This window comes from Streptomyces sp. NPDC058240 (assembly GCF_042882135.1).
In the GTDB taxonomy this organism is placed as follows: domain Bacteria; phylum Actinomycetota; class Actinomycetes; order Streptomycetales; family Streptomycetaceae; genus Streptomyces.
In genome coordinates, this window is sequence record NZ_JBHVWT010000003.1 from 243,548 (window position 1) to 265,686 (window position 22,139).

Below are 22,139 nucleotides of genomic sequence, written 5' to 3' on the forward strand. Positions count from 1 at the left end.
CCGCCTACTGGGCGTGCTTCCACGACCACGAAATCGCGGATCGGCCCAAGGGGAGCAGCTTGACGGTGTCGGTGCCGAAGGCCAATCTGCCTGCTCACCACGGAGACCTTGCACGGTCTCTTCGGCCCTGAGTTCCGAGAGAAGCTGGGGGTGTCATGATCGCGATCTCCGATGCGGAGTTCAGCCAGGTGAACGACCTGGCCACGTCCTCTCTGCTGCGCTATCTGCGAGGCCATGGCTGGTCACCCTTCAGGGACTACGGCCGTGGGCAGCTCTGGGTGCTGGACGCCCCGGGGGAGTCCGGCGAACCGTACGAGGTGATGGTGCCGCTGGACCGCGGCCCCCGTGACTACGCGGACCGCGTCGCCGATCTGGTGGAGACCCTGTCCGTGGTGGAAGCCCGGCTGCCCGCCGACGTACTGCGTGAGATGGCGCTCCCTTCCGCCGACTGGCAGTTCCTCCGGCTCACCCCGCCGGGACCGTCCGGAACCGCTCCGTTGGTGGAGTTGGTCCCCGCCCTGGCCGGCCTGAGGGATCTGATGACATCGGCCGCGGCCGCGGTGGCGGCGCCGGAGCCCCAGCGGCCGGGCGCGGTCACCATCGCCGAGTACTTCGACGACCGGGACGGCCGCAGGGCGCGCAGGGTCAGGATGTCCCTGGACGAGCGCGACTACGGCAAGGCGGCCGAGGCCCACCGCCGGGGCGACGAGGTCATAGTGCGGGGTGACGTCACGGCCCGGAGCGGGGTCGCAGGGATGGAGAACATCGTTTCGTTCACGGTGCGCCATGTGTCCGAATGAGACAGCCGGCCCGTTCCGTTCCCGTTGTCCGACCTCGCCCGTACGCTGGACCGACAGGGGGGACCCTCCCCGCCCGGGAGCTCCGAGGATGTCGATGGGGGCGTACGGCTCTAGGGTGGCGGCGAGGACCGGAGGGGACCGACCATGGCAACCGTGCACGACGTAGCCGCGTACATCCTGGTGAAGGCCGCACCGATGTCGGCCATGAAGCTGCAGAAGCTCTGCTATTTCTCCTACGGCTATCACCTGGCCTGGGAGGACCGCCCACTGTTTGCCGAGCGCTTCGAGGCGTGGGCCAACGGGCCGGTCGCGCCGGAGCTGTACAGCAAGCACCGCGGCCGCTTCGAGCTGAAGGGCGGGGACATCGAGGGTGACCCGGCCGAGCTGGACGACCAGGAGCGGGAATCGGTCGACATCGTGCTGGAGAACATGCGCGTGTACTCCGCACATGAGCTGTCCGAGATGACTCATCGGACCGGCCCGTGGGTCGAGGCCCGGGCCCGAGCTCAGGCGCCGGATCTGGAGCGGAGCAACGAGCCGTTGCTCGATGAGGACATCGCCGACTTCTTCGGGGCACTGGCCGAGCACGAGGATCACAACGGCTGACGTCTGCGGTTCACCGGCACCCAGCGGTTGTGCGGATTTTTGACCGACAACATCTTCCACGTGTTGTGGTGGGATCCCCTCCACGAGGTGTATCCGTCGAAGCTCAAGCACACCTGACCGGTCCGTCTGTCCGAGAGGGAGCCGCAGGTGCCCGAATTCAATCCGACGCCGGTCCCATTCGCTGTCAGCTTTGCCGATCTGGCATCCGGCCCCATGTCGAGGTCAATCTGAATCTCCATGATCGAGAGTCCTCGACCACTCTTGTCGGCGAGGATCCGACCGGCTTCCCGGCGAGCCCGGGAGTCGTCGGGAATCGGCCTTGTCCGAGGCGAGCAGCCACGTACCGTCGGCGGATCGGGTGAACGTCACCGTGTGCGGAAGGGAGAACTCTTCGTACTCGGGCGCCCCTTCGGCGACTTCTGCGGCTGTGAACGGCATGTAGAGCCGGGTGTCTTCGGTGAGTTGGATGGTGGCGGTGGTTCCCGCCAGCGACGAGTCCGTGACGGTGACGTCCACGACGGCCTTTGTGTAGCCGCCGTCCACCTGCTCGTACCGCTTGCCCTTTGCCGCGAGCTGGGCGAATTCATCCGAGGTGCGATTCGCCATGGCCGGGGTGGCTGGGATTCCCGAGAATCTTGCCTGGGGAGGAGTGGTGGTGACCATGCCTGCGCGCGTTTGCAGATATCCCCCTGCAAGCTGCGACAGCTCGTCAACCTCACTCGTGGACAGCTGAGTTTTCTGAGAACTGCCCTGGGGTGAGGGCGGGGCTATTCCTAATGTTCCACTCGCAGCCGCGATGGTGATTGTGACGACTATCCATCTCTTGTAGGCGGTTCGCACAGAAGTCCCCCTGATCCGGACGTGACTGGTCAGCTTCCTTCATACCTGCCACCTGAGAGTCAGTGCCTGTAGTGGCCGCTCATAGTCTGGTTGTGACCACGGAATGGCTTATTCCTTGGGGAGTCCGGGATTCGACCACCGGGCCTTTCCGCCGCTGTGTGGCCGGATGGTTGCCCAAGCCCTGTGCGGTGCGTTTGGCGATGGCTGCGGCGATGTTGTCGGGGGCGGGTCCGGAAGTTGCGGGTGGAGCGGCTGGTGGTTGTCAGGCGGCTGTGTGGAGGTCTGTCCGGCAGTCGCGGCAGTGGCCGGGGTGGCCGGAGCGGAAGGCGCGGTCGCAGCCGTCGCAGTTCTGGAGTGGGACGACGATGACGCCGGGGCGTGCGCGTGCGACGTCCTGGGCTCCCGGTAGCGGTGGTGGCAGAAGCGTGGTGATCCGGTGGCGCAGGAGTTTGGCGGGGTGTTTCAGGGGGTTTGGGAGGTCGGTGGTGAGGGCGTGGCGGATGGTGTCGGGGTGGGCGTCGCGTTCGAGCCAGGTGGCGACGCCGGGGGCGAGGGCGTGGATGTCGTGCTCGGAGAGGATGAGTTGAGGTGCGTGGCGGCGCAGGTCGGCGAGGAGTGTGGTGGCCACGCGCTGGAGCTCCGGCGTGAGCTCCAGCGGCTGGGGGAGCGGCGGAGGCGGCGTTGTGCGCGCGGTGGGGGCCGGGACGAGGACGGGGGCTGGCAGGGGCAGTGGCAGTGGTTGCGGTGTGAGGGCCGGGGTGGGGCGCGGTTCGGGGGCGGTCTCGCGTGGTGGTGGCTGTGGTGTGGGCAGCGGGGCTGCCGGTTTGCTGCGCCTGGTCCGTGGCTGCGGCGCTGCGGCGGTGGATGCGTCGGTGCCGGGCTGGTTGTACGAGATGGTGCGGGTGATGATGCGGCCGTCCGCGAGGCGTACGCGGCTGCGGTGGAGGTAGCCGTGGGCTTCCAGCTCGCGCAGGGCGGCGGCGATGCGGGTCTCGCTCTCGGGGAAGCGTTCGGCGAGGCGCTTGATGCCGATCCTGGCTCCGGCGGGCAGCGACTGGATGTGGGCGGCCAGCCCGATCGCCGCGAGGGAGAGCCCGCGGTGCTGGGCGAGGTGGTTGCCGATGACGGTGAAGCCTGCGGCATGCCGGAAGTTGATGTGGATGACACCGGATGACGGCGTGGCGTCTCCGGGTACGGGGGACGGGGCGCACGGGGGCGCGGTAATCTGCGGGGTATCCATCGGGAAGCTTCTTCTTCCTCGGTGGTCAGGCCCCCGGTTGAGAGTGCGAATCTCGGTCGGGGGCCGTCGCATGTCTGGAGTTGTCGCGGCGAGCATATGCCAGGCAACCTGTATGAAATCCAGCCCAGTTGTCCCATGTCACCCGAGTGAGTGACGGGAGCGGGGTGGGGTCGGGTTTGGGTGGGGAGGGTAATTTCCCCAGGTTCTTTAAAGCTTTATGCGTCGTGGAACGCGGGGACGTGGCTCACCGGGTCGTGGGTTTCCGCGACCCGGTGGAGCGGTCGCGGTACGAGGTCGAGTTCGGCCCAGATCGTCTTGCGCGGGACGGGCCCGATGATGATGCCCCAGCGGTCGGCGAGTGCCTCGACGATCAGCAGACCGCGCCCGGATTCCGAGTCGTCGGCGGGGGCGGACGTGGTACCGGGCGTGGGAGGCAGCTGCTCGCCCCGGGTGTCGGTCACCTCGATCCGCAGGAGCTCGTCGCGGTGGGCGGTGAGGCCGAGTTGGAAGTCCCGTCCGGGTACGCGGCCGTGGGCGGCGGCGTTGGTGGCCAGCTCGGCGACGATGTGCGCGGCCGGTTCGCAGACGATCCCCCAGTTGCCCAGATGCGCCGTGGCGAGGAGACGGGCGAGCCGCGCGCCTCGGCGGGTGGGGGAGAGCAACACGGTGAACTGCCGGACGGGAGCGGAATGTTCGGTTCGGGTGATGTGTTGGTTCACGTCACTCAGCGTGGCCGTGCCTGCGTACCGTGAACAGTAACGAGCCCCTTACGTACGGCGATTGTCCCGTGCTGTCCCGGCTGTCCGGGGTGACGTGCTGGGGACACCAGGGGTTGGGCCAAGAACGGCAAGCGCGTCGGAAGTGGGGCACGGATGAGCGTGGATGAGACCGGTACGGAGCGCGGCGACGCCGGGGCGGACGAGCCGGGCTGGGACGTCGATCCCGATGACGAGTCGGGGGTGGCGGTGGTCGCGGCGGTGGGCCGCCAGATCAAGGCGTGGCGGGAGGCGGCGGGGCTGCGGGCCGGCGAGTTCGGGTCCGCGATCGGGTACGGGGAGGACCTGGTCTACAAGGTGGAGGGCGGCCGTCGAATCCCCCGGCCGGAGTTCCTGGACAGGGCGGACCGGGTGCTCGGGGCGGGCGGGAAGCTCGCGGCGATGAAGCAGGACGTGGCGGAGGTCCGGTACCCGAAGAAGGTACGGGATCTGGCGGGCATGGAAGCGAAGTCGGTCGAGATTGCGGCCTACGTGGCGCACGGCCTGCATGGGCTGTTGCAGACTCCGGGCCACGCGCGGGCGCTGTTCGAGGCTCGGCAGCCCTCGTACTCGCAGGACGAGGTGGAACGGATGGTAGCCGCGCGCATGGCGCGGCAGTCGATCTTCGAGCGGTCGCCCGGACCTGCTCTCAGTTTCGTCCAAGAAGAGTCGGCACTCAGGCGGCCCATCGGAGGCACAATGGAGTGGCGGCGACAACTCGAACGTCTGCTGGAGATCGGACAGTTGCGCAATGTCACCCTCCAGGTGATGCCTACGTGCCGCGAGGCGCATCCCGGCATGGACGGGGACATCGAAGTGCTGAAGTTCAAGGACGGTTCGGCGGTGGGGCGTTCGCACGGGGCGTTCAATGGGCGCCGGGTGACCGACGCGAAGCAACTCCGTATCCTTGAACTGCGGTATGGCATCATCCGGGCCGAGGCTCTCACGCCCCGGGAGACTCTGGCCCTCATCGAGCAAGTGCTGGGAGAGACATGATCCGCAGGACTTCCACGCAGGACGTTTCTGAGCTGGCTTGGTTCAAGAGCAGCTACAGCAGCAACGGCAACGAAGGTGACTGCGTCGAGGTCGCGTCCACCCCGGGCGCGGTGCTCGTGCGCGACTCCAAGAACGCGCAGGGGGCCCGGCTCGCTTTCGCCTCAGGTGCGTGGGCGGGCTTCGTCTCGTACGCCGCCGGGCACTGATCCCACACGCACTCGCGCCTCCGAGCCCGGTTGATGCCGGACCGGGGGCGCGCTGCTGTCGGAAGATCCTGTCCTGGATGCCGTCCTCCGCCCTGGGGCGGAGGGGTCGGTACGGGAAGGGACGCCGACCAATCCGTCAGAGGGCGAATGCCGGGTCTCCGGCCGACCGGAGAGCGGACGGTTCCACCCGGGCCAGCGAGGCGTCCGGGATGCCGCGCAGGATCTCCGCCCCGATCTCCGCCAGCCGGTGCCCGTCGGGTGGCGTAGCGCCCAGGCCGATCGCGTATCCCGCCAGATCGTCGGCAGTGAGCGGGCGCGGCCAGATACGGGAGTCCGGGGCGCCCGCCTCCGCGAGGGCGGCGGCCAGGGCGAGCAGGCGGCCGCGCAGCCGCCCCTCGTCGGGGCCGGGCCGTACGGAGGCGAGGGCCCAGGCCGTGTGCTGCGCGTGCAGCGGCGGCGGGGCGCAGAGCAGGGCGTGCGGTACGGGGCCGGAGTCGTCGGCGGATTCCAGGATCTCCCAGGCGCGGAAGAGCTCCTCGGCGACGAGTGCGCGGCCGGCGGGGGAGACCTGCGTGGTGCAGGAGCGGACCGGGTCGGTCGGGGTCAGCACGGTGAGGGGGAGTCCACTGGTCCCGCCGGGGCCGACCGGGCGGTCCCAGTCCCAGGTGGCCCAGGTCGCGAAGAACTGCCTGAGCACGGGGAGCGGTGGCAGGTCGCCCGACTCGTGGGCGGTACGGGCCGCGAGCACGGACCAGGCGAGGCCGGGCAGCCCGCCGCACGGGGCGGAGTCCAGGCCGCGGGCCCGCGCCCATGCCTTCACCGTGCGGGCGAGCCGGGTGAACGCCGCCCGGTGCGGGTCCGCCGCCGCGAGCACGGCATCCGCGTCGCTCACCGCGCTGAGCGCCGTGGCCGCCGCCTCGCCCAGCTCGGCGCGCCGGGCCACCGCCTCGGCCGGGGGGAGGGCGCCCGTCGCCACGGTCACCAGGTCCACCCCGAGCCCGCCGAGCGAGAAGCGCAGCCCCGGTACGCGGGCACCGGTCACCTCGCGCAGGCCGACGGCGTCCGGCAGGGCCGCGGCCAGCCGCACCCGTACCCCCGGCGGATCCACGGCACCGGGCAGCGCCGCGACCAGGTCCACGTCCGCGCCGGGCAGCGCACAGCCCATCCGCCGCGAGCCGGCCGGATGGACACGCCCTCCGGGCAGCGCGGCGGCCACCCGGCGCACGGCATCGGCCGCGAACGCCTCCTCCGCCGCGTCCTGCTCCGCCTCCTGCGCCGCCCCCACCTCCGCAGCGTCGGCGGCCAGCTCCACCCGCACCCCGAAGTGGTCCGAGACGTACAGCCCGTCCGGCGTCGGCACGTCGCCCAGCAGCACCGCCGAGGCGGGCCGAAGCCGCTCCGAGCGGACCAGCACCCGGTCCAGCCGGGACACCCGCCCGGTCAGGGAGGAGACGGCGGCCAGCGGGTTGACCGACGGGTCGAAGGTGGGCGTGCGGTCGTCCGCGCCGTGCACCCGGCTCCAGGCGTCCGTCATCCCCAGCCGGTCCTGAGGGGTGTCCCCGCCGTCGTTGAAGTCGCCGAGCAGCGTCACATCGCCCTCGATCGCCGACAACCCCGTTGCCAGATCGGCCAGTTCGGCATCGCGCCGACCGGCGCCGTTCGCCGAGTGGTCGCTGCTGAGATGGGTGACGGCGACCGTGACCGGTCCTTCCGCGGTCTCCACGACGACGGCCGCGACCGCCTTATGAGGGCCGAGAGCGTGCAGACCCGCCTCGCGCACCGGGACCCTGCTGAGCAGCAGCAGACCGCAGTCGACGACATCCCGGCCGGCCGGGTCGGCCCAGAGCGTGTAGCCCCCGCGGACCCAGGGCGCCGCCAACAGCAGGGCGAGCAGGGCGGGTTCGGCCTCCTGGAGCGCGATGACATCGGCGTTCGCGGCGCGCAGGGCGTCGAGCAGGAGCGGCCGGCGCCGGGCGGTGTCGATGCGGTCGCTGTCGTAGCGGTCCCAGAGGGTGTTCCAGGTCAGCAGTGTCAGGGGGCCGGAGGCCGGGGCGGGAGCCGGTGCGTCCTCGGGCACGGGCGTCCAGGCGGCATCGGGCACCGAGAACGCGTGCGGCGTGCGGGAGACGAAGTACGGGGACGGCAGCCGGCGCGGGGCGCGCACCCGCCCGGCGTCCGTCGCGTCGATCCGGTCCACGCCCGAGGACCGGTCCCACACCAGCTCACCGTCCGCCTCGAAGAACAGCACCCGGTGCCAGGGGATGTCCCCGCCGGGCGTGAAGCGGGGCAGCGGCACCCGCTTGGGCACGGTCCCGCGCTGCGCCACGCCCAGTACGAAGCGCGCCGGATCGAACCGGGCGTCCCAGCGGACCCGGTGGTAGATCTCCTCGCTGGTACGCATTCAGGGCCTTCCGTCTGGATCATGCCGGGCTCGCGTGCCCCGGTGCCGCGCCTCGCGGCGTTGTCGTCACTCGCCATGGCTCCTTCCCCAAGCTCTCGACTCCGCTCGAGCAGGGGAGACCCCATCGACTCCCTCCTCCGCCTTGCGATTCACGGCACCGGATCCCGCTCCCTGATCCGGCCTGATCCAGACGGAAGGCCCTACGCCCTGTCCTCCACGGTTCCGCTCGCGCCGATGTACCAGGTGCGGTGCGCCTGGCCGGGGTACGGGGGCACGAATCTGTGCAGCTGCGAGGTCAGTACCTCGGCCGGCACGGGGTGGCTGCGACGTCCGTTGCGGCGGATCAGCTCCGCCTCGCCGACCAGGGCCACGGCGTGGGTGAGCAGCGCGTCCCTGCGCCGGGCGACCGCGTGCACCAGGGAGCGCTGGTGCGCGTTGAGCGAGGTGGCGTCCCAGACGACCGTGGAGCCCGCCGTGAGCGCCGCGTCCAGCCGGTCGAGCCCCTCGCGCAGCACGTCCCCGTTGGCCTTCTGATCGGCGCGCGAACCCCGGGCCAGGCGCAGATCGTCGAGCGAGAGGTAGGTGTCGACGCCGGGCAGCGCACGCCCGAAGGTGCTCTTGCCGCTGCCGGACGGGCCGACCAGATGGACCAGGCGCGGGAAGTCCCCGGCCCGCCAGCGCCAGGTCGCGGCGACCGCCTCCTCGGCGGTGGTGACCCGGCCCAGGGCATACGCCTCACGGGCCTGCGCCCAGCAGCGGTCGGCGCTCTCCGGGTCCAGCCCCGCGAAGGCCTCCCGCAGCCCGGCCGGTTCCGCCAGGCCCTCCGCGTGCAGCGCCGACCACTCCACCTGCTCGCGCGCCCCGGTGGTGTCCGCCACCGTGGCGGACAGCGCGTGCAGCAGTGGCAGATCGGCGGCGAACGACATCCGGACCAGCCCGGTGCGGCGCTCCTCGTCCGGGTACGGGCGGTGCAGCGCGGGGTGCAGTCCGACGAGGTCCGCGACGCGGCGGGCGAGCGGCATCCCCAGCGCCGGTACCAGCGCGGGCACGAGTCCGGTGCGGCGGGAACGGTGCAGCAGCGCGGCGAGCACCCCGGTCAGCCGGTCCTCGCCCGTCCGGCCCAGTGCGTCGAGGGCGTCGCCCATCGCGCGGGCGGCCCCGGCGTCCCCCGCGTCCGTGCCCGTGGCGGTGGCCAGGGCCGCCGCGTCGACCGGTGCTCCGGACCGTACGGCCCACAGGGCGGCGGCCGGGCCGAGCCCGTTCTCCACGACGGCGGCGTGCATCCAGTGCGTATCGGTCTGTACGTGGCCGGGCCGCACCCACTTGGCCACCAGGCGCCCGAAGTCCGGTGCGCCGAAGCCGTCCACGGGCCGTACGACGTACCCCTCCTGCCGCCCGGTGTCCGGCTTCAGCGCCCGCAGCGCCTTCTCGGCGCGGGCGTCGAGGACCCCGCGCCACAGCACGGGCGGCACCGGTATCCCCAGTTCCCGCAGGAACGCCACGGTCCGGTCCCAGTCCAGGCAGCGCTCCCCGTCCCAGACGGAGAAGCCGTAGAAGAAGCTCTCCAGGCCGTCGTACGGGATCGAGTGGCGCGCGAACATGTTCTCGCCGCAGACCCGCCACCCGTCGGGGATACGCGCCCCGACCCGCCCCTGGAGCGCCTTCACCCAGCCCCGCGACGGGTGGTGCGCGGAGTCGAGGGAGCGGGCGTGGAGCCCGTCGGCGTAGAGCGTGGTGTTCTCGCCGTCCAGCTTCTCGGTGACGACGACCTCGCGGCCGGTCAACGCGGAGAGGTCCGCGATCCGTACGTCGTCCGAGGCGGCTCCGGGGGACCAGGGCAGATGCGCGGTGCGCGGATAGTGCGTACGCATGATCGATGCCCCCGGTGACGACGGTTTGCCCGGCCGATCACCTTAGGCGCGGGGGTACAGACCGTTCGACCCGATTACGATGAGCGGCGCCCGGCACGGCTCCCGCTGCGCGCCCGCGTTTGACCGAGCGAGCACGGGGGGTAAGATTCTCCGCCCGATTGGCCAGGCTCACACCCCGTATGGCACACTGACCAGGTTGCTCGGTTGAGTGCCAATGCTGCGCGCCTCCCGCCGGGAGGACCGGAAGCGAGTCCCACAGTACTCGTCGATCCCTCGCGGGTCGGACGTACGGGAATCTTCCGGGAAGCGTCAGTGTGGCACCGGCCAGGCGCCCGGTGGGTGTTTCGCCCCCGGTCCTGCGGTCCTCGGGCCCGCACCCCCTTGGTTGGGAAATCCTTCGGGAGATCTGCGTAGAGGGGATGCGACACGCCCGACCGCGTGGGTCGGAGGTGGAGTCATGAGAGCCCCCGGGTTCCAGAGCGTTACGAGAGACAGGACTACTAGTAGCCATGGCGGGACAGAAGATCCGCATCCGGCTCAAGGCCTACGACCACGAGGTCATCGACTCCTCGGCGAAGAAGATCGTCGAGACGGTGACCCGCACTGGTGCGTCGGTCGCAGGCCCGGTGCCGCTGCCCACTGAGAAGAACGTGTACTGCGTCATCAAGTCGCCGCACAAGTACAAGGACTCGCGCGAGCACTTCGAGATGCGCACGCACAAGCGCCTCATCGACATCCTCGACCCCACGCCGAAGACGGTTGACTCGCTGATGCGTCTCGACCTGCCGGCCGGCGTCGACATCGAGATCAAGCTCTGAGGTGACGCGCGAGATGGCTAAGAACATTAAGGGCGTCCTGGGCGAGAAGCTCGGCATGACCCAGGTCTGGGACGAGAACAACCGGGTCGTCCCGGTGACCGTCGTCAAGGCCGGGCCCTGCGTCGTCACCCAGGTCCGCACGAACGACAACGACGGCTACGAGGCAGTCCAGATCGCCTTCGGCGAGATCGACCCCCGCAAGGTGAACAAGCCCCTCAAGGGCCACTTCGCCAAGGCCGACGTGACCCCGCGCCGCCACCTGGTGGAGCTCCGCACCCCTGACGCCAGCGAGTACACGCTGGGCCAGGAAGTCACTGCCGAGGTGTTCGAGTCCGGCGTCAAGGTCGACGTCACGGGCAAGAGCAAGGGCAAGGGCTTCGCCGGTGTGATGAAGCGTCACAACTTCAAGGGTGGCAAGGCGTCCCACGGTGCCCACCGTGTGCACCGTATGCCTGGCTCCATCGGTGGCTGTGCCACCCCCGGCCGTGTCTTCAAGGGCATGCGCATGGCGGGTCGCATGGGCAACGAGCGTGTCACCACCCAGAACCTGACCATCCACGCGGTTGACGCGGAGAAGGGTCTGCTCCTCATCAAGGGCGCAGTCCCCGGTCCGAACGGCGGCCTCGTCCTGGTCCGTACCGCGGCCAAGGGGGCTTGAGGTAATGAGCACCATTGACATCCTTTCGCCGGCAGGCGACAAGGCCGGTACCGTCGAGCTCCCCGCGGAGATCTTCGACGCGAAGACCAGCGTTCCGCTGATCCACCAGGTCGTTGTCGCACAGCTGGCAGCTGCCCGTCAGGGCACGCACAAGACCAAGACCCGCGGCGAAGTCCGTGGTGGTGGCCGCAAGCCGTACCGCCAGAAGGGCACCGGCCGCGCGCGCCAGGGTTCGACCCGTGCGCCGCAGTTCGTCGGCGGTGGCGTCGTCCACGGCCCGCAGCCGCGTGACTACTCGCAGCGGACCCCGAAGAAGATGAAGGCCGCCGCCCTGCGTGGTGCCCTCTCCGACCGGGCACGCCACTCCCGCATCCACGTCGTCACCGGCGTGGTCGACGGTGCAGTCTCCACGAAGGCCGCCAAGACGCTGTTCGGCAAGATCTCGGAGCGCAAGAACCTGCTCCTGGTCGTCGACCGTGCCGACGAGGCCGCGTGGCTGTCCGCCCGCAACCTGCCCCAGGTGCACATCCTGGAGCCGGGCCAGCTGAACACGTACGACGTGATCGTCTCTGACGACGTGGTCTTCACCCAGGCCGCCCTCGAGTCCTTCGTGTCTGGCCCCCAGACCGCTGAGACCGAAGGGAGCGACGCCTGATGAGCGAGGCGACCGTTACCAGCAAGACCTACTCGGACCCGCGCGACGTTCTCGTCAAGCCGGTCGTTTCCGAGAAGAGCTACGCGCTGCTCGACGAGAACAAGTACACGTTCATCGTCGCGCCCGGCTCCAACAAGACCCAGATCAAGCAGGCCGTGGAAGCGGTCTTCTCGGTCAAGGTCACCGGGGTCAACACGATCAACCGGCAGGGTAAGCGCAAGCGCACCAAGACCGGTTTCGGCAAGCGCGCTGACACCAAGCGCGCCATCGTGACCCTCGCCGAGGGCGACCGTATCGACATCTTCGGCGGCCCGACCTCCTGACGGAGGTCGAGTCGTCCGGAATCGGACGAGGACTGAGAAATGGGTATCCGCAAGTACAAGCCGACGACCCCGGGCCGTCGTGGCTCCAGCGTCGCCGACTTTGTCGAGATCACGCGGTCCACGCCGGAGAAGTCGCTGGTTCGCCCCCTGCACAGCAAGGGCGGCCGTAACAACGCCGGTCGGATCACCGTTCGCCACCAGGGTGGTGGACACAAGCGCGCCTACCGAGTGATCGACTTCCGTCGTCACGACAAGGACGGCGTGCCGGCCAAGGTCGCGCACATCGAGTACGACCCCAACCGCACCGCGCGCATCGCACTCCTGCACTACGCGGACGGCGAGAAGCGCTACATCATCGCGCCGCGTGGCCTGACGCAGGGCGACCGTGTCGAGAACGGCCCGGCCGCCGACATCAAGCCCGGCAACAACCTGGCGCTGCGCAACATCCCGGTCGGTACGACCATCCACGCCATCGAGCTGCGGCCCGGCGGCGGCGCGAAGTTCGCCCGTTCCGCGGGTGCCTCCGTGCAGCTGCTGGCGAAGGAGGGCACCATGGCCCACCTTCGTATGCCGTCGGGTGAGATCCGCCTGGTCGACGCCCGCTGCCGCGCCACCATCGGTGAGGTCGGCAACGCCGAGCAGTCGAACATCAACTGGGGCAAGGCCGGCCGCATGCGCTGGAAGGGCGTTCGCCCGACCGTCCGCGGTGTCGCGATGAACCCGGTTGACCACCCGCACGGTGGTGGTGAAGGCAAGACCTCCGGTGGTCGCCACCCGGTCTCGCCGTGGGGTCAGAAGGAGGGTCGTACTCGCTCGCCGAAGAAGGCATCGAGCAAGTACATCGTCCGCCGCCGCAAGACGAACAAGAAGCGCTAGGAGCGGGTTTAGATGCCGCGCAGTCTCAAGAAGGGGCCCTTCGTCGACGGCCACCTCATCAAGAAGGTGGACGTACAGAACGAGGCAGGCACCAAGAACGTCATCAAGACCTGGTCCCGTCGCTCGATGATCATCCCGGCCATGCTGGGTCACACCATCGCGGTGCACAACGGCAAGATCCACGTCCCGGTGTTCGTCACCGAGTCGATGGTCGGCCACAAGCTCGGCGAGTTCTCGCCGACTCGCACCTTCCGCGGCCACGTCAAGGACGACCGGAAGTCGAAGCGCCGCTAGCGCGGGGTGGAAACGACTATGACTCACACCGAAGGGACAACCATGGAAGCCAGGGCCCAGGCGCGGTACATCCGCGTCACGCCCATGAAGGCCCGCCGAGTGGTGGACCTCATCCGTGGCATGGATGCCACGGAGGCTCAGGCGGTCCTGCGTTTCGCCCCGCAGGCCGCGAGCGTGCCGGTTGGCAAGGTGCTGGACAGCGCCATTGCCAACGCTGCACACAACTACGACCACCCCGACGCCTCTTCGCTGGTCATCAGCGAGGCGTTTGTGGACGAGGGTCCGACCCTGAAGCGGTTCCGTCCGCGTGCTCAGGGCCGTGCCTACCGGATCCGTAAGCGGACCAGCCACATCACCGTGGTCGTCAGCAGCAAGGAAGGAACCCGGTAATGGGCCAGAAGGTTAACCCGCATGGGTTCCGGCTCGGCATTACCACGGACTTCAAGTCCCGTTGGTACGCCGACAAGCTGTACAAGGACTACGTCAAGGAAGACGTCGCCATTCGTCGCATGATGACGAAGGGCATGGAGCGGGCCGGCATCTCGAAGGTCGAGATCGAGCGCACCCGCGACCGCGTCCGCGTTGACATCCACACCGCCCGCCCGGGCATCGTCATCGGCCGCCGTGGCGCCGAGGCCGACCGCATCCGTGGCGAGCTGGAGAAGCTGACCGGCAAGCAGGTCCAGCTGAACATCCTCGAGGTCAAGAACCCCGAGGTGGACGCTCAGCTGGTGGCCCAGGCCGTCGCCGAGCAGCTCTCCTCCCGCGTCTCCTTCCGTCGTGCCATGCGCAAGAGCATGCAGAGCACGATGAAGGCCGGCGCCAAGGGCATCAAGATCCAGTGCGGTGGCCGCCTCGGCGGCGCCGAGATGTCCCGCTCGGAGTTCTACCGCGAGGGCCGCGTGCCCCTGCACACGCTCCGCGCGAACGTCGACTACGGCTTCTTCGAGGCCAAGACGACCTTCGGCCGCATTGGCGTGAAGGTCTGGATCTACAAGGGCGACGTCAAGAACATCGCCGAGGTCCGCGCCGAGAACGCCGCTGCCCGCGCCGGCAACCGCCCGGCCCGTGGCGGCACCGACCGCCCGGCCGGCCGTGGTGGCCGCGGTGGCGAGCGTGGCGGTCGCGGTCGCAAGCCGCAGCAGCAGTCGGCCCCGGCTGCCGAGGCCCCCAAGGCCGAGGCTCCCGCCGCTGCCGCTCCGGCTGCCGAGAGCACCGGAACGGAGGCCTGACCGAAATGCTGATCCCCCGTAGGGTCAAGCACCGCAAGCAGCACCACCCGAAGCGCAGCGGTATGTCCAAGGGTGGTACGCAGGTTGCGTTCGGCGAGTACGGCATCCAGGCGCTGACCCCGGCGTACGTGACGAACCGCCAGATCGAGGCAGCTCGTATCGCGATGACCCGCCACATCAAGCGTGGCGGCAAGGTCTGGATCAACATCTACCCGGACCGTCCCCTGACGAAGAAGCCGGCCGAGACCCGCATGGGTTCCGGTAAGGGTTCTCCCGAGTGGTGGATCGCGAACGTCAAGCCGGGTCGGGTGATGTTCGAGCTGTCCTACCCGAACGAGAAGATTGCTCGTGAGGCGCTTACCCGCGCTGCTCACAAGCTTCCGATGAAGTGCCGGATCGTTCGGCGCGAGGCAGGTGAGTCGTGATGTCGGCCGGTACCAAGGCGTCCGAGCTGCGCGAACTGGGCGGCGAGGAGCTCCTCAACAAGCTCCGCGAGGCCAAGGAAGAGCTGTTCAACCTCCGCTTCCAGGCGGCGACCGGGCAGCTCGAGAACCACGGTCGGCTCAAGTCCGTCCGTAAGGACATCGCCCGGATCTACACCCTGATGCGCGAGCGCGAGCTGGGCATCGAGACGGTGGAGAGCGCCTGATGAGCGAGAAGACTGTGACTGAGACGAACACCGACCGCGGTTTCCGCAAGACCCGTGAGGGTCTGGTCGTCAGCGACAAGATGGACAAGACCGTCGTCGTCGCTGTCGAGGACCGTGTCAAGCACGCGCTGTACGGCAAGGTCATCCGCCGTACGAACAAGCTCAAGGCGCACGACGAGCAGAACGCCGCCGGCGTCGGCGACCGCGTCCTCCTGATGGAGACCCGGCCGCTGTCCGCCACGAAGCGGTGGCGCGTCGTCGAGATCCTCGAGAAGGCCAAGTAATTCCTGAGGGGCATTCCCCTCAGGCAAGTTCCGCCAGGCTCGGTGGGGGCCCGCTCCGGTGACGGAGTGGCCCCCGCCGGGAACCGGCAGACGATCAGGAGATAGACGTGATCCAGCAGGAGTCGCGACTTCGCGTCGCCGACAACACGGGTGCGAAGGAAATCCTCACCATCCGTGTTCTCGGTGGTTCGGGTCGCCGCTACGCGGGCATCGGTGACGTCATCGTCGCCACCGTCAAGGACGCGATCCCCGGTGGCAACGTGAAGAAGGGTGACGTCGTCAAGGCCGTCATCGTTCGCACCGTCAAGGAGCGTCGCCGTCAGGATGGCTCGTACATCCGCTTCGACGAGAACGCCGCCGTCATTCTGAAGAACGACGGTGACCCCCGCGGCACCCGCATCTTCGGCCCGGTGGGCCGGGAACTGCGCGAGAAGAAGTTCATGAAGATCATCTCGCTCGCGCCGGAGGTGCTGTAAGCATGAAGATCAAGAAGGGCGACCTGGTTCAGGTCATCACCGGTAAGGACAAGGGCAAGCAGGGCAAGGTCATCGTGGCCTACCCCGCTCAGGACCGCGTCCTCGTCGAGGGTGTCAACCGGGTCAAGAAGCACACCAAGGCCGGTCAGACCGCTCGCGGTTCGCAGACCGGTGGCATCGTCACGACCGAGGCCCCCATCCACGTGAGCAACGTTCAGCTCGTCGTGGAGAAGGACGGCAACAAGGTCGTCACGCGCGTCGGTTACCGCTTCGACGACGAAGGCAACAAGATCCGCGTTGCCAAGCGGACGGGTGAGGACATCTGATGGCTACCACCACCACTCCGCGTCTGAAGACGAAGTACCGCGAGGAAATCGCCGGCAAGCTGCGTGAGGAGTTCTCGTTCGAGAACGTCATGCAGATCCCCGGTCTGGTCAAGATCGTGGTCAACATGGGTGTGGGCGACGCCGCCCGCGACTCCAAGCTGATCGATGGCGCCGTGCGCGACCTCACCACGATCACCGGTCAGAAGCCGGCCGTCACCAAGGCCCGCAAGTCCATCGCGCAGTTCAAGCTGCGCGAGGGCCAGCCGATCGGCTGCCACGTCACCCTCCGTGGTGACCGGATGTGGGAGTTCCTGGACCGTACGCTGTCGCTCGCGCTGCCGCGTATCCGTGACTTCCGTGGTCTGTCGCCGAAGCAGTTCGACGGCCGTGGCAACTACACCTTCGGTCTCACGGAGCAGGTCATGTTCCACGAGATCGACCAGGACAAGATCGACCGGGTCCGGGGCATGGACATCACCGTGGTCACCACGGCGACCAATGACGACGAGGGTCGTGCCCTCCTTCGTCACCTCGGCTTCCCGTTCAAGGAGAACTGACCGTGGCGAAGAAGTCCCTGATCGCTAAGGCCGCCCGTAAGCCGAAGTTCGGCGTCCGCGGGTACACCCGCTGCCAGCGCTGCGGCCGGCCCCACTCCGTCTACCGCAAGTTCGGCCTGTGCCGCGTGTGCCTTCGTGAGATGGCTCACCGTGGCGAGCTGCCGGGCGTGACCAAGAGCTCCTGGTAAATCTCCTTCGCCCTTTGGGCGTTGGGATTACCCGGAGACTCTCGGTAAGCATCTGGTCGGCAGGAGCCCCTCCTTTCATGCCGTAGGCTTGAAGGGTTGGGCGCCTGTCGCCCAAGACCGACTTACTACGCCGTAGGTCCCCGCACCGCACCCGTCCTGCCTCTGAGTGGGGAGAGGGATGGCGCATACAGGAAACCCCGGCGAGAGAGGCCGAAGGCCAACTCATGACCATGACTGATCCCATCGCAGACATGCTCACGCGTCTGCGTAACGCGAACTCGGCGTACCACGACGATGTCGCGATGCCGCACAGCAAGATCAAGTCGCACATCGCGGAGATCCTCCAGCAGGAGGGCTTCATCACCGGCTGGAAGGTCGAGGACGCCGAGGTTGGTAAGAACCTCATCCTCGAGCTGAAGTTCGGCCCGAACCGCGAGCGCTCGATCGCCGGCATCAAGCGAATCTCGAAGCCGGGTCTGCGTGTATACGCAAAGTCCACCAACCTGCCGAAGGTCCTCGGCGGCCTGGGCGTGGCGATCATCTCCACGTCCCACGGTCTCCTGACCGGCCAGCAGGCCAGCAAGAAGGGCGTAGGTGGGGAAGTCCTCGCCTACGTCTGGTAGTCGGGAACGGAGGAATAGCTCATGTCGCGAATCGGCAAGCTCCCCATCCAGGTTCCCGCCGGTGTGGACGTCACCATCGATGGCCGCACGGTCGCGGTGAAGGGGCCCAAGGGCACCCTCTCGCACACCGTCGCGTCGCCGATCGAGGTCACCAAGGGTGAGGACGGCGTTCTGAACGTCGCCCGCCCGAACGACGAGCGTCAGAACAAGGCCCTTCACGGCCTGTCCCGCACGCTGGTGGCGAACATGATCACCGGTGTGACCCAGGGATACACCAAGGCGCTCGAGATCAGTGGTGTCGGTTACCGCGTCCAGGCGAAGGGCTCCAACCTGGAGTTCGCCCTGGGCTACAGCCACCCGATCCTGATCGAGGCCCCGGAGGGCATCACCTTCAAGGTGGAGTCCCCCACGAAGTTCTCCGTCGAGGGCATCGACAAGCAGAAGGTCGGCGAGACCGCGGCCAAGATCCGCAAGCTGCGGAAGCCTGACCCGTACAAGGCCAAGGGCGTCAAGTACGCCGGCGAGGTCATCCGCCGCAAGGTCGGAAAGGCTGGTAAGTAGCCATGGCATACGGCGTGAAGATCGCCAAGGGCGACGCCTACAAGCGTGCCGCCCTCAAGCGTCGCCACATCCGCGTCCGCAAGCACATCTCCGGTTCGCCGGAGCGTCCGCGCTTGGTCGTGACGCGGTCCAACCGCCACATGGTGGCTCAGGTCATCGACGACATCGCGGGCCACACGCTCGCGTCGGCGTCGACCCTGGACGTCTCCATCCGTGGTGGCGAGGGCGACAAGAGCACCCAGGCCAAGCAGGTCGGCGCCCTGGTCGCTGAGCGTGCCAAGGCCGCAGGCGTCGAGGCCGTCGTGTTTGACCGCGGTGGTAACCAGTACGCCGGGCGGATTGCCGCTCTGGCTGACGCCGCCCGTGAAGCCGGGCTGAAGTTCTAAGCCCCGGTTCCTACGCACAGCGGACGTAACAGAGAGAGGTAAATCCAATGGCTGGACCCCAGCGCCGCGGAAGCGGTGCCGGTGGCGGCGAGCGGCGGGACCGGAAGGGCCGTGACGGCGGCGCAGCTGCCGCCGAGAAGACCGCGTACGTTGAGCGCGTTGTCGCGATCAACCGCGTCGCCAAGGTTGTGAAGGGTGGTCGTCGCTTCAGCTTCACCGCGCTGGTCGTGGTGGGCGATGGTGACGGCACCGTCGGTGTCGGTTACGGCAAGGCCAAGGAAGTTCCCGCGGCCATCGCCAAGGGCGTGGAAGAGGCCAAGAAGAGCTTCTTCAAGGTTCCGCGCATCCAGGGCACCATCCCTCACCCGATCACGGGCGAGCGGGCCGCGGGTGTCGTGCTGCTGAAGCCGGCTTCCCCCGGTACCGGTGTTATCGCCGGTGGCCCGGTGCGCGCCGTTCTGGAGTGCGCCGGCGTTCACGACATCCTGTCGAAGTCGCTTGGCTCGTCCAACGCGATCAACATCGTGCACGCGACTGTGGCGGCCCTCAAGGGCCTGCAGCGTCCCGAGGAGATCGCGGCTCGCCGTGGTCTGCCCCTCGAGGACGTCGCCCCCGCGGCTCTGCTTCGTGCACGTGCGGGAGCGGGTGCGTAATGGCTCGCCTCAAGATCACGCAGACGAAGTCGTACATCGGCAGCAAGCAGAACCACCGCGACACCCTTCGTTCGCTCGGGCTCAAGCGCCTGCACGACGTGGTTGTCAAGGAGGACCGCCCCGAGTTCCGCGGAATGGTGCACACCGTCCGCCACCTCGTGACGGTTGAGGAGGTCGACTGACATGGCGGAGAACAAGCCGCTGAAGGCCCATGACCTCCGGCCCGCCCCGGGCGCCAAGACCGCCAAGACCCGTGTGGGTCGTGGTGAGGCGTCCAAGGGTAAGACCGCTGGTCGTGGTACCAAGGGCACCAAGGCCCGTTACCAGGTTCCGGAGCGCTTCGAGGGTGGGCAGATGCCCCTCCACATGCGTCTCCCGAAGCTCAAGGGCTTCAAGAACCCGTTCCGCACCGAGTACCAGGTCGTGAACCTGGACAAGCTCGCGACGCTCTACCCCGAGGGTGGAGAGGTCACCGTGGCCGACCTGGTCGCCAAGGGTGCGGTGCGCAACAACCACCTCGTCAAGGTCCTCGGACAGGGCGAGATCTCCGTGGCACTGCAGGTTTCGGTTGACGCCGTCTCCGGCTCCGCCAAGGAGAAGATTGCCGCCGCGGGCGGCACCGTCACCGAGCTCGTCTGAGACAACTCGATGGCCTGAACATCCGACCGGGGATGCCTCTCATATGGGGCATCCCCGGTTGGTCGTTCCTAGGGGGGCATGGTCGCCGGTAAGGTGGCGTGCGTCGTTGTGTGGTAACCCCTGGGCGCCCGCCCGGGGACTTTGACTGTTTACGTATTCGTCGATCCTCAAGACCGTCACCTCTACGCTTTGCGCGGGGGTCGCAGGAGGCACCGTGCTCACCGCGTTCGCCCGGGCGTTCAAGACGCCCGACCTGCGCAAGAAGCTGCTCTTCACGCTCGGCATCATCGTGCTCTACCGGCTCGGGGCACACATCCCGGTACCGGGAGTGAGCTACGAGAACGTCCAGACCTGTGTTGATCAGGCCAGCAAGGGCAACAACAGCCTCTTCGGCCTGGTGAACATGTTCAGCGGTGGTGCACTGCTGCAGATCACGATCTTCGCGCTCGGCATCATGCCGTACATCACGGCCAGCATCATTCTTCAGCTGCTGACCGTGGTCATCCCCCGACTCGAGGCACTCAAGAAGGAGGGGCAGTCCGGTCAGGCCAAGATCACGCAGTACACGCGTTATCTGACCGTCGCGCTCGCCATCCTCCAGGGCACCGGCCTGGTGGCCACCGCCACCAGCGGCGCCCTCTTCAGCGGCTGCCCGGTCGCCGACCAGATCGTTCCGAACCAGTCGATCTTCACGACCATCGTGATGGTCATCACGATGACCGCGGGTACCGCGGCCGTCATGTGGCTCGGTGAGCTCATCACCGACCGCGGCATCGGCAACGGCATGTCGATCCTGATGTTCATCTCGATCGCCGCCAGCTTCCCCGGCGCCCTGTGGGCCATCAAGACCAGCGGCAAGCTGGCCGACGGCTGGATCGAATTCGGCACCGTCATCCTGATCGGCTTCGTGATGGTGGGCCTCGTCGTCTTCGTCGAGCAGGCCCAGCGCCGCATTCCGGTGCAGTACGCGAAGCGAATGATCGGCCGCAGGTCGTACGGCGGTACGTCGACGTACATTCCGCTGAAGGTCAATCAGGCGGGTGTGATTCCCGTCATCTTCGCTTCTTCGCTGCTCTACATCCCCGCCCTGATCGTCCAGTTCTCCAACTCCACCGCGGGCTGGGCGACCTGGATCAAGGACAACTTCGTCAAGGGCGACCACCCGTACTACATCACCGCGTACTTCCTGTTGATCGTCTTCTTCGCCTTCTTCTATGTGGCGATTTCGTTCAACCCCGAGGAAGTCGCCGACAACATGAAGAAGTATGGTGGCTTCATCCCGGGTATCCGGGCTGGTCGACCTACTGCCGAGTACCTGAGCTACGTGCTCAACAGGATCACTTGGCCGGGCTCGCTGTACTTGGGTCTGATCGCTCTTGTGCCGACGATGGCGTTGGCCGGCTTCGGTGGTGCGAACGCCAACTTCCCGTTCGGCGGGACGAGCATCCTGATTATCGTGGGTGTGGGGCTGGAGACCGTGAAGCAGATCGAGAGTCAGCTCCAGCAGCGCAATTACGAAGGGTTCCTCCGCTGATGCGAATCGTCCTCGTCGGGCCGCCCGGTGCCGGCAAGGGAACGCAGGCTGCGTACCTTGCCAAGAACCTGTCGATTCCGCAGATCTCCACGGGCGATCTCTTCCGCGCCAACATCAGCCAGGGCACCGACCTTGGCAAGCAGGCCCGCGCCTTCATGGACGCGGGTCAGTTGGTGCCGGACGAGGTCACCATCGGGATGGCCAAGGACCGCATGTCCCAGCCGGACGCCGAGAACGGCTTCCTGCTGGACGGCTTCCCGCGCAACGTGGGACAGGCCGAGGCCCTTGACGCCATGCTCAAGGACGAGGGCACCAAGCTCGACGCGGTCCTGGACCTGGAAGTCCCCGAGGACGAGGTGGTCAAGCGCATCGCCGGCCGCCGGATCTGCCGGAACGACGGCTCGCACGTCTTCCACGTGACGTACAACCCGCCGAGGACCGAGGGCGTCTGCGACGTCTGCGGCGGCGAGCTGTACCAGCGCGACGACGACACCGAGGACACGGTTCGTACGCGGCTGGAGGTCTACCACACGCAGACCGAGCCGATCATCGACTACTACCGGGCCCAGAACCTGGTGGTCACCATCTCCGCGCTCGGCAAGGTCAACGATGTGACCGAGCGGGCGATGGAGGCTCTCAAGTCCGACCAGGGCTGAGCGAAACACCCGCAGTACTTGTGCAGTCGGCCGCGG

At 68.0% G+C, this 22,139-nt stretch carries 32 protein-coding genes; 27 read left to right on the top strand and 5 right to left on the bottom strand.

All coding sequences use genetic code 11. The features are described 5' to 3' along the window. Positions 1–155: 155 nt before the first annotated feature. Both ACFVX4_RS08905 and ACFVX4_RS08910 read left to right on the top strand, forming a co-directional pair. The gene (locus ACFVX4_RS08905) at positions 156–800 is read left to right on the top strand and encodes a hypothetical protein (RefSeq protein WP_389973481.1); all 645 of its coding nucleotides are present in this window, start codon (positions 156–158) and stop codon (positions 798–800) included. Between the two features lie 144 nt (positions 801–944). After that, positions 945–1,406: a Panacea domain-containing protein gene (locus ACFVX4_RS08910; RefSeq protein WP_266415492.1), complete on the top strand. Its 462-nt coding sequence runs from the start codon at positions 945–947 to the stop codon at positions 1,404–1,406. 222 nt (positions 1,407–1,628) lie between these two features. On the opposite strand, the gene ACFVX4_RS08915 is transcribed toward ACFVX4_RS08910, so the two are convergent. The 3 genes from ACFVX4_RS08915 to ACFVX4_RS08925 form a co-directional block, all read right to left on the bottom strand. After that, a complete protein-coding gene (locus tag ACFVX4_RS08915) occupies positions 1,629–2,012 on the bottom strand; it encodes a hypothetical protein (protein ID WP_266415490.1) in 384 nt (127 codons plus the stop codon). A gap of 496 nt (positions 2,013–2,508) precedes the next feature. After that, positions 2,509–3,486 carry a helix-turn-helix domain-containing protein gene (locus ACFVX4_RS08920; RefSeq protein ID WP_389973484.1) on the bottom strand — a complete coding sequence of 326 codons (978 nt, stop codon included), beginning with the start codon at positions 3,484–3,486 and terminating at the stop codon, positions 2,509–2,511. A gap of 215 nt (positions 3,487–3,701) precedes the next feature. Then, a complete protein-coding gene (locus ACFVX4_RS08925; RefSeq protein ID WP_389973487.1) occupies positions 3,702–4,205 on the bottom strand; it encodes an ATP-binding protein in 504 nt (167 codons plus the stop codon). 153 nt (positions 4,206–4,358) lie between these two features. Between ACFVX4_RS08925 and ACFVX4_RS08930 the strand changes: the two genes are divergently transcribed. Both ACFVX4_RS08930 and ACFVX4_RS08935 read left to right on the top strand, forming a co-directional pair. Continuing rightward, complete coding sequence (locus tag ACFVX4_RS08930) at positions 4,359–5,237, top strand: helix-turn-helix domain-containing protein (RefSeq protein ID WP_389973490.1); 879 nt, start codon at positions 4,359–4,361, stop codon at positions 5,235–5,237. Next, the gene (locus ACFVX4_RS08935) at positions 5,234–5,443 is read left to right on the top strand and encodes a DUF397 domain-containing protein (protein ID WP_266415483.1); all 210 of its coding nucleotides are present in this window, start codon (positions 5,234–5,236) and stop codon (positions 5,441–5,443) included. Before ACFVX4_RS08930 ends, ACFVX4_RS08935 begins: the two co-directional genes overlap by 4 nt. 136 nt (positions 5,444–5,579) lie before the next feature. On the opposite strand, the gene ACFVX4_RS08940 is transcribed toward ACFVX4_RS08935, so the two are convergent. Beyond that, positions 5,580–7,844 carry a poly(A) polymerase gene (locus ACFVX4_RS08940; protein WP_389973493.1) on the bottom strand — a complete coding sequence of 755 codons (2,265 nt, stop codon included), beginning with the start codon at positions 7,842–7,844 and terminating at the stop codon, positions 5,580–5,582. Positions 7,845–8,044: 200 nt separating this feature from the next. Next, positions 8,045–9,715 (bottom strand): RNA ligase family protein, encoded by a 1,671-nt coding sequence (locus ACFVX4_RS08945; protein ID WP_389973496.1) that lies wholly within the window; start codon positions 9,713–9,715, stop codon positions 8,045–8,047. A gap of 509 nt (positions 9,716–10,224) precedes the next feature. Here ACFVX4_RS08945 and rpsJ point away from each other — a divergent pair. The 23 genes from rpsJ to ACFVX4_RS09060 all read left to right on the top strand — a co-directional run bounded on the left by rpsJ (position 10,225) and on the right by ACFVX4_RS09060 (position 22,103). After that, entirely contained in the window at positions 10,225–10,533 is a 309-nt protein-coding gene (gene rpsJ, locus ACFVX4_RS08950; RefSeq protein WP_003948644.1) for a 30S ribosomal protein S10, read from the top strand. 13 nt (positions 10,534–10,546) lie between these two features. Then, entirely contained in the window at positions 10,547–11,191 is a 645-nt protein-coding gene (rplC, locus tag ACFVX4_RS08955) for a 50S ribosomal protein L3 (RefSeq protein ID WP_072485542.1), read from the top strand. Between the two features lie 4 nt (positions 11,192–11,195). After that, a complete protein-coding gene (gene rplD / locus ACFVX4_RS08960; protein ID WP_360539307.1) occupies positions 11,196–11,846 on the top strand; it encodes a 50S ribosomal protein L4 in 651 nt (216 codons plus the stop codon). Further along, positions 11,846–12,169, top strand: a complete 324-nt coding sequence (rplW, locus tag ACFVX4_RS08965) for a 50S ribosomal protein L23 (protein ID WP_014154589.1) — start codon at positions 11,846–11,848, stop codon at positions 12,167–12,169. Before rplD ends, rplW begins: the two co-directional genes overlap by 1 nt. A 39-nt stretch (positions 12,170–12,208) precedes the next feature. Then, positions 12,209–13,045 (top strand): 50S ribosomal protein L2, encoded by an 837-nt coding sequence (rplB, locus tag ACFVX4_RS08970; protein ID WP_389973499.1) that lies wholly within the window; start codon positions 12,209–12,211, stop codon positions 13,043–13,045. A gap of 12 nt (positions 13,046–13,057) precedes the next feature. Beyond that, entirely contained in the window at positions 13,058–13,339 is a 282-nt protein-coding gene (gene rpsS, locus ACFVX4_RS08975; protein ID WP_023539342.1) for a 30S ribosomal protein S19, read from the top strand. Positions 13,340–13,381: 42 nt separating this feature from the next. Beyond that, on the top strand, positions 13,382–13,729 hold the full coding sequence (gene rplV, locus ACFVX4_RS08980) for a 50S ribosomal protein L22 (protein WP_073733141.1): 348 nt from the start codon (positions 13,382–13,384) through the stop codon (positions 13,727–13,729). Further along, entirely contained in the window at positions 13,729–14,571 is an 843-nt protein-coding gene (gene rpsC, locus ACFVX4_RS08985) for a 30S ribosomal protein S3 (protein WP_275536626.1), read from the top strand. Before rplV ends, rpsC begins: the two co-directional genes overlap by 1 nt. A gap of 5 nt (positions 14,572–14,576) precedes the next feature. Further along, entirely contained in the window at positions 14,577–14,996 is a 420-nt protein-coding gene (gene rplP / locus ACFVX4_RS08990) for a 50S ribosomal protein L16 (RefSeq protein WP_014047785.1), read from the top strand. After that, positions 14,996–15,220: a 50S ribosomal protein L29 gene (rpmC, locus tag ACFVX4_RS08995; protein ID WP_124716937.1), complete on the top strand. Its 225-nt coding sequence runs from the start codon at positions 14,996–14,998 to the stop codon at positions 15,218–15,220. Before rplP ends, rpmC begins: the two co-directional genes overlap by 1 nt. Next, positions 15,220–15,504, top strand: coding sequence for a 30S ribosomal protein S17 (rpsQ, locus tag ACFVX4_RS09000; RefSeq protein ID WP_030977953.1), 285 nt, complete (start codon positions 15,220–15,222; stop codon positions 15,502–15,504). Before rpmC ends, rpsQ begins: the two co-directional genes overlap by 1 nt. 107 nt (positions 15,505–15,611) lie before the next feature. After that, positions 15,612–15,980, top strand: a complete 369-nt coding sequence (gene rplN, locus ACFVX4_RS09005; protein WP_003966950.1) for a 50S ribosomal protein L14 — start codon at positions 15,612–15,614, stop codon at positions 15,978–15,980. A 2-nt stretch (positions 15,981–15,982) separates the two neighbouring features. Further along, the gene (gene rplX, locus ACFVX4_RS09010) at positions 15,983–16,306 is read left to right on the top strand and encodes a 50S ribosomal protein L24 (RefSeq protein WP_003966949.1); all 324 of its coding nucleotides are present in this window, start codon (positions 15,983–15,985) and stop codon (positions 16,304–16,306) included. Then, a complete protein-coding gene (gene rplE, locus ACFVX4_RS09015) occupies positions 16,306–16,863 on the top strand; it encodes a 50S ribosomal protein L5 (protein ID WP_093897251.1) in 558 nt (185 codons plus the stop codon). Before rplX ends, rplE begins: the two co-directional genes overlap by 1 nt. Positions 16,864–16,865: 2 nt before the next feature. Continuing rightward, positions 16,866–17,051, top strand: a complete 186-nt coding sequence (locus ACFVX4_RS09020; protein ID WP_024491590.1) for a type Z 30S ribosomal protein S14 — start codon at positions 16,866–16,868, stop codon at positions 17,049–17,051. A gap of 224 nt (positions 17,052–17,275) precedes the next feature. Further along, the gene (gene rpsH / locus ACFVX4_RS09025; protein WP_124716936.1) at positions 17,276–17,674 is read left to right on the top strand and encodes a 30S ribosomal protein S8; all 399 of its coding nucleotides are present in this window, start codon (positions 17,276–17,278) and stop codon (positions 17,672–17,674) included. 21 nt (positions 17,675–17,695) lie between these two features. After that, positions 17,696–18,235 (top strand): 50S ribosomal protein L6, encoded by a 540-nt coding sequence (gene rplF, locus ACFVX4_RS09030; protein WP_124716935.1) that lies wholly within the window; start codon positions 17,696–17,698, stop codon positions 18,233–18,235. A gap of 2 nt (positions 18,236–18,237) precedes the next feature. After that, positions 18,238–18,621 carry a 50S ribosomal protein L18 gene (gene rplR, locus ACFVX4_RS09035; RefSeq protein ID WP_093540756.1) on the top strand — a complete coding sequence of 128 codons (384 nt, stop codon included), beginning with the start codon at positions 18,238–18,240 and terminating at the stop codon, positions 18,619–18,621. 47 nt (positions 18,622–18,668) lie between these two features. After that, on the top strand, positions 18,669–19,274 hold the full coding sequence (rpsE, locus tag ACFVX4_RS09040; RefSeq protein ID WP_266913326.1) for a 30S ribosomal protein S5: 606 nt from the start codon (positions 18,669–18,671) through the stop codon (positions 19,272–19,274). After that, complete coding sequence (gene rpmD / locus ACFVX4_RS09045; RefSeq protein ID WP_018550611.1) at positions 19,274–19,456, top strand: 50S ribosomal protein L30; 183 nt, start codon at positions 19,274–19,276, stop codon at positions 19,454–19,456. The genes rpsE and rpmD overlap by 1 nt, the downstream gene beginning before the upstream one ends. A gap of 1 nt (position 19,457) precedes the next feature. After that, positions 19,458–19,913 carry a 50S ribosomal protein L15 gene (gene rplO, locus ACFVX4_RS09050; RefSeq protein ID WP_018550610.1) on the top strand — a complete coding sequence of 152 codons (456 nt, stop codon included), beginning with the start codon at positions 19,458–19,460 and terminating at the stop codon, positions 19,911–19,913. A 214-nt stretch (positions 19,914–20,127) separates the two neighbouring features. Further along, positions 20,128–21,447, top strand: a complete 1,320-nt coding sequence (gene secY / locus ACFVX4_RS09055) for a preprotein translocase subunit SecY (RefSeq protein ID WP_093540755.1) — start codon at positions 20,128–20,130, stop codon at positions 21,445–21,447. After that, positions 21,447–22,103: an adenylate kinase gene (locus ACFVX4_RS09060; RefSeq protein WP_389973505.1), complete on the top strand. Its 657-nt coding sequence runs from the start codon at positions 21,447–21,449 to the stop codon at positions 22,101–22,103. Before secY ends, ACFVX4_RS09060 begins: the two co-directional genes overlap by 1 nt. The last annotated feature ends 36 nt before the right edge of the window (positions 22,104–22,139 follow it).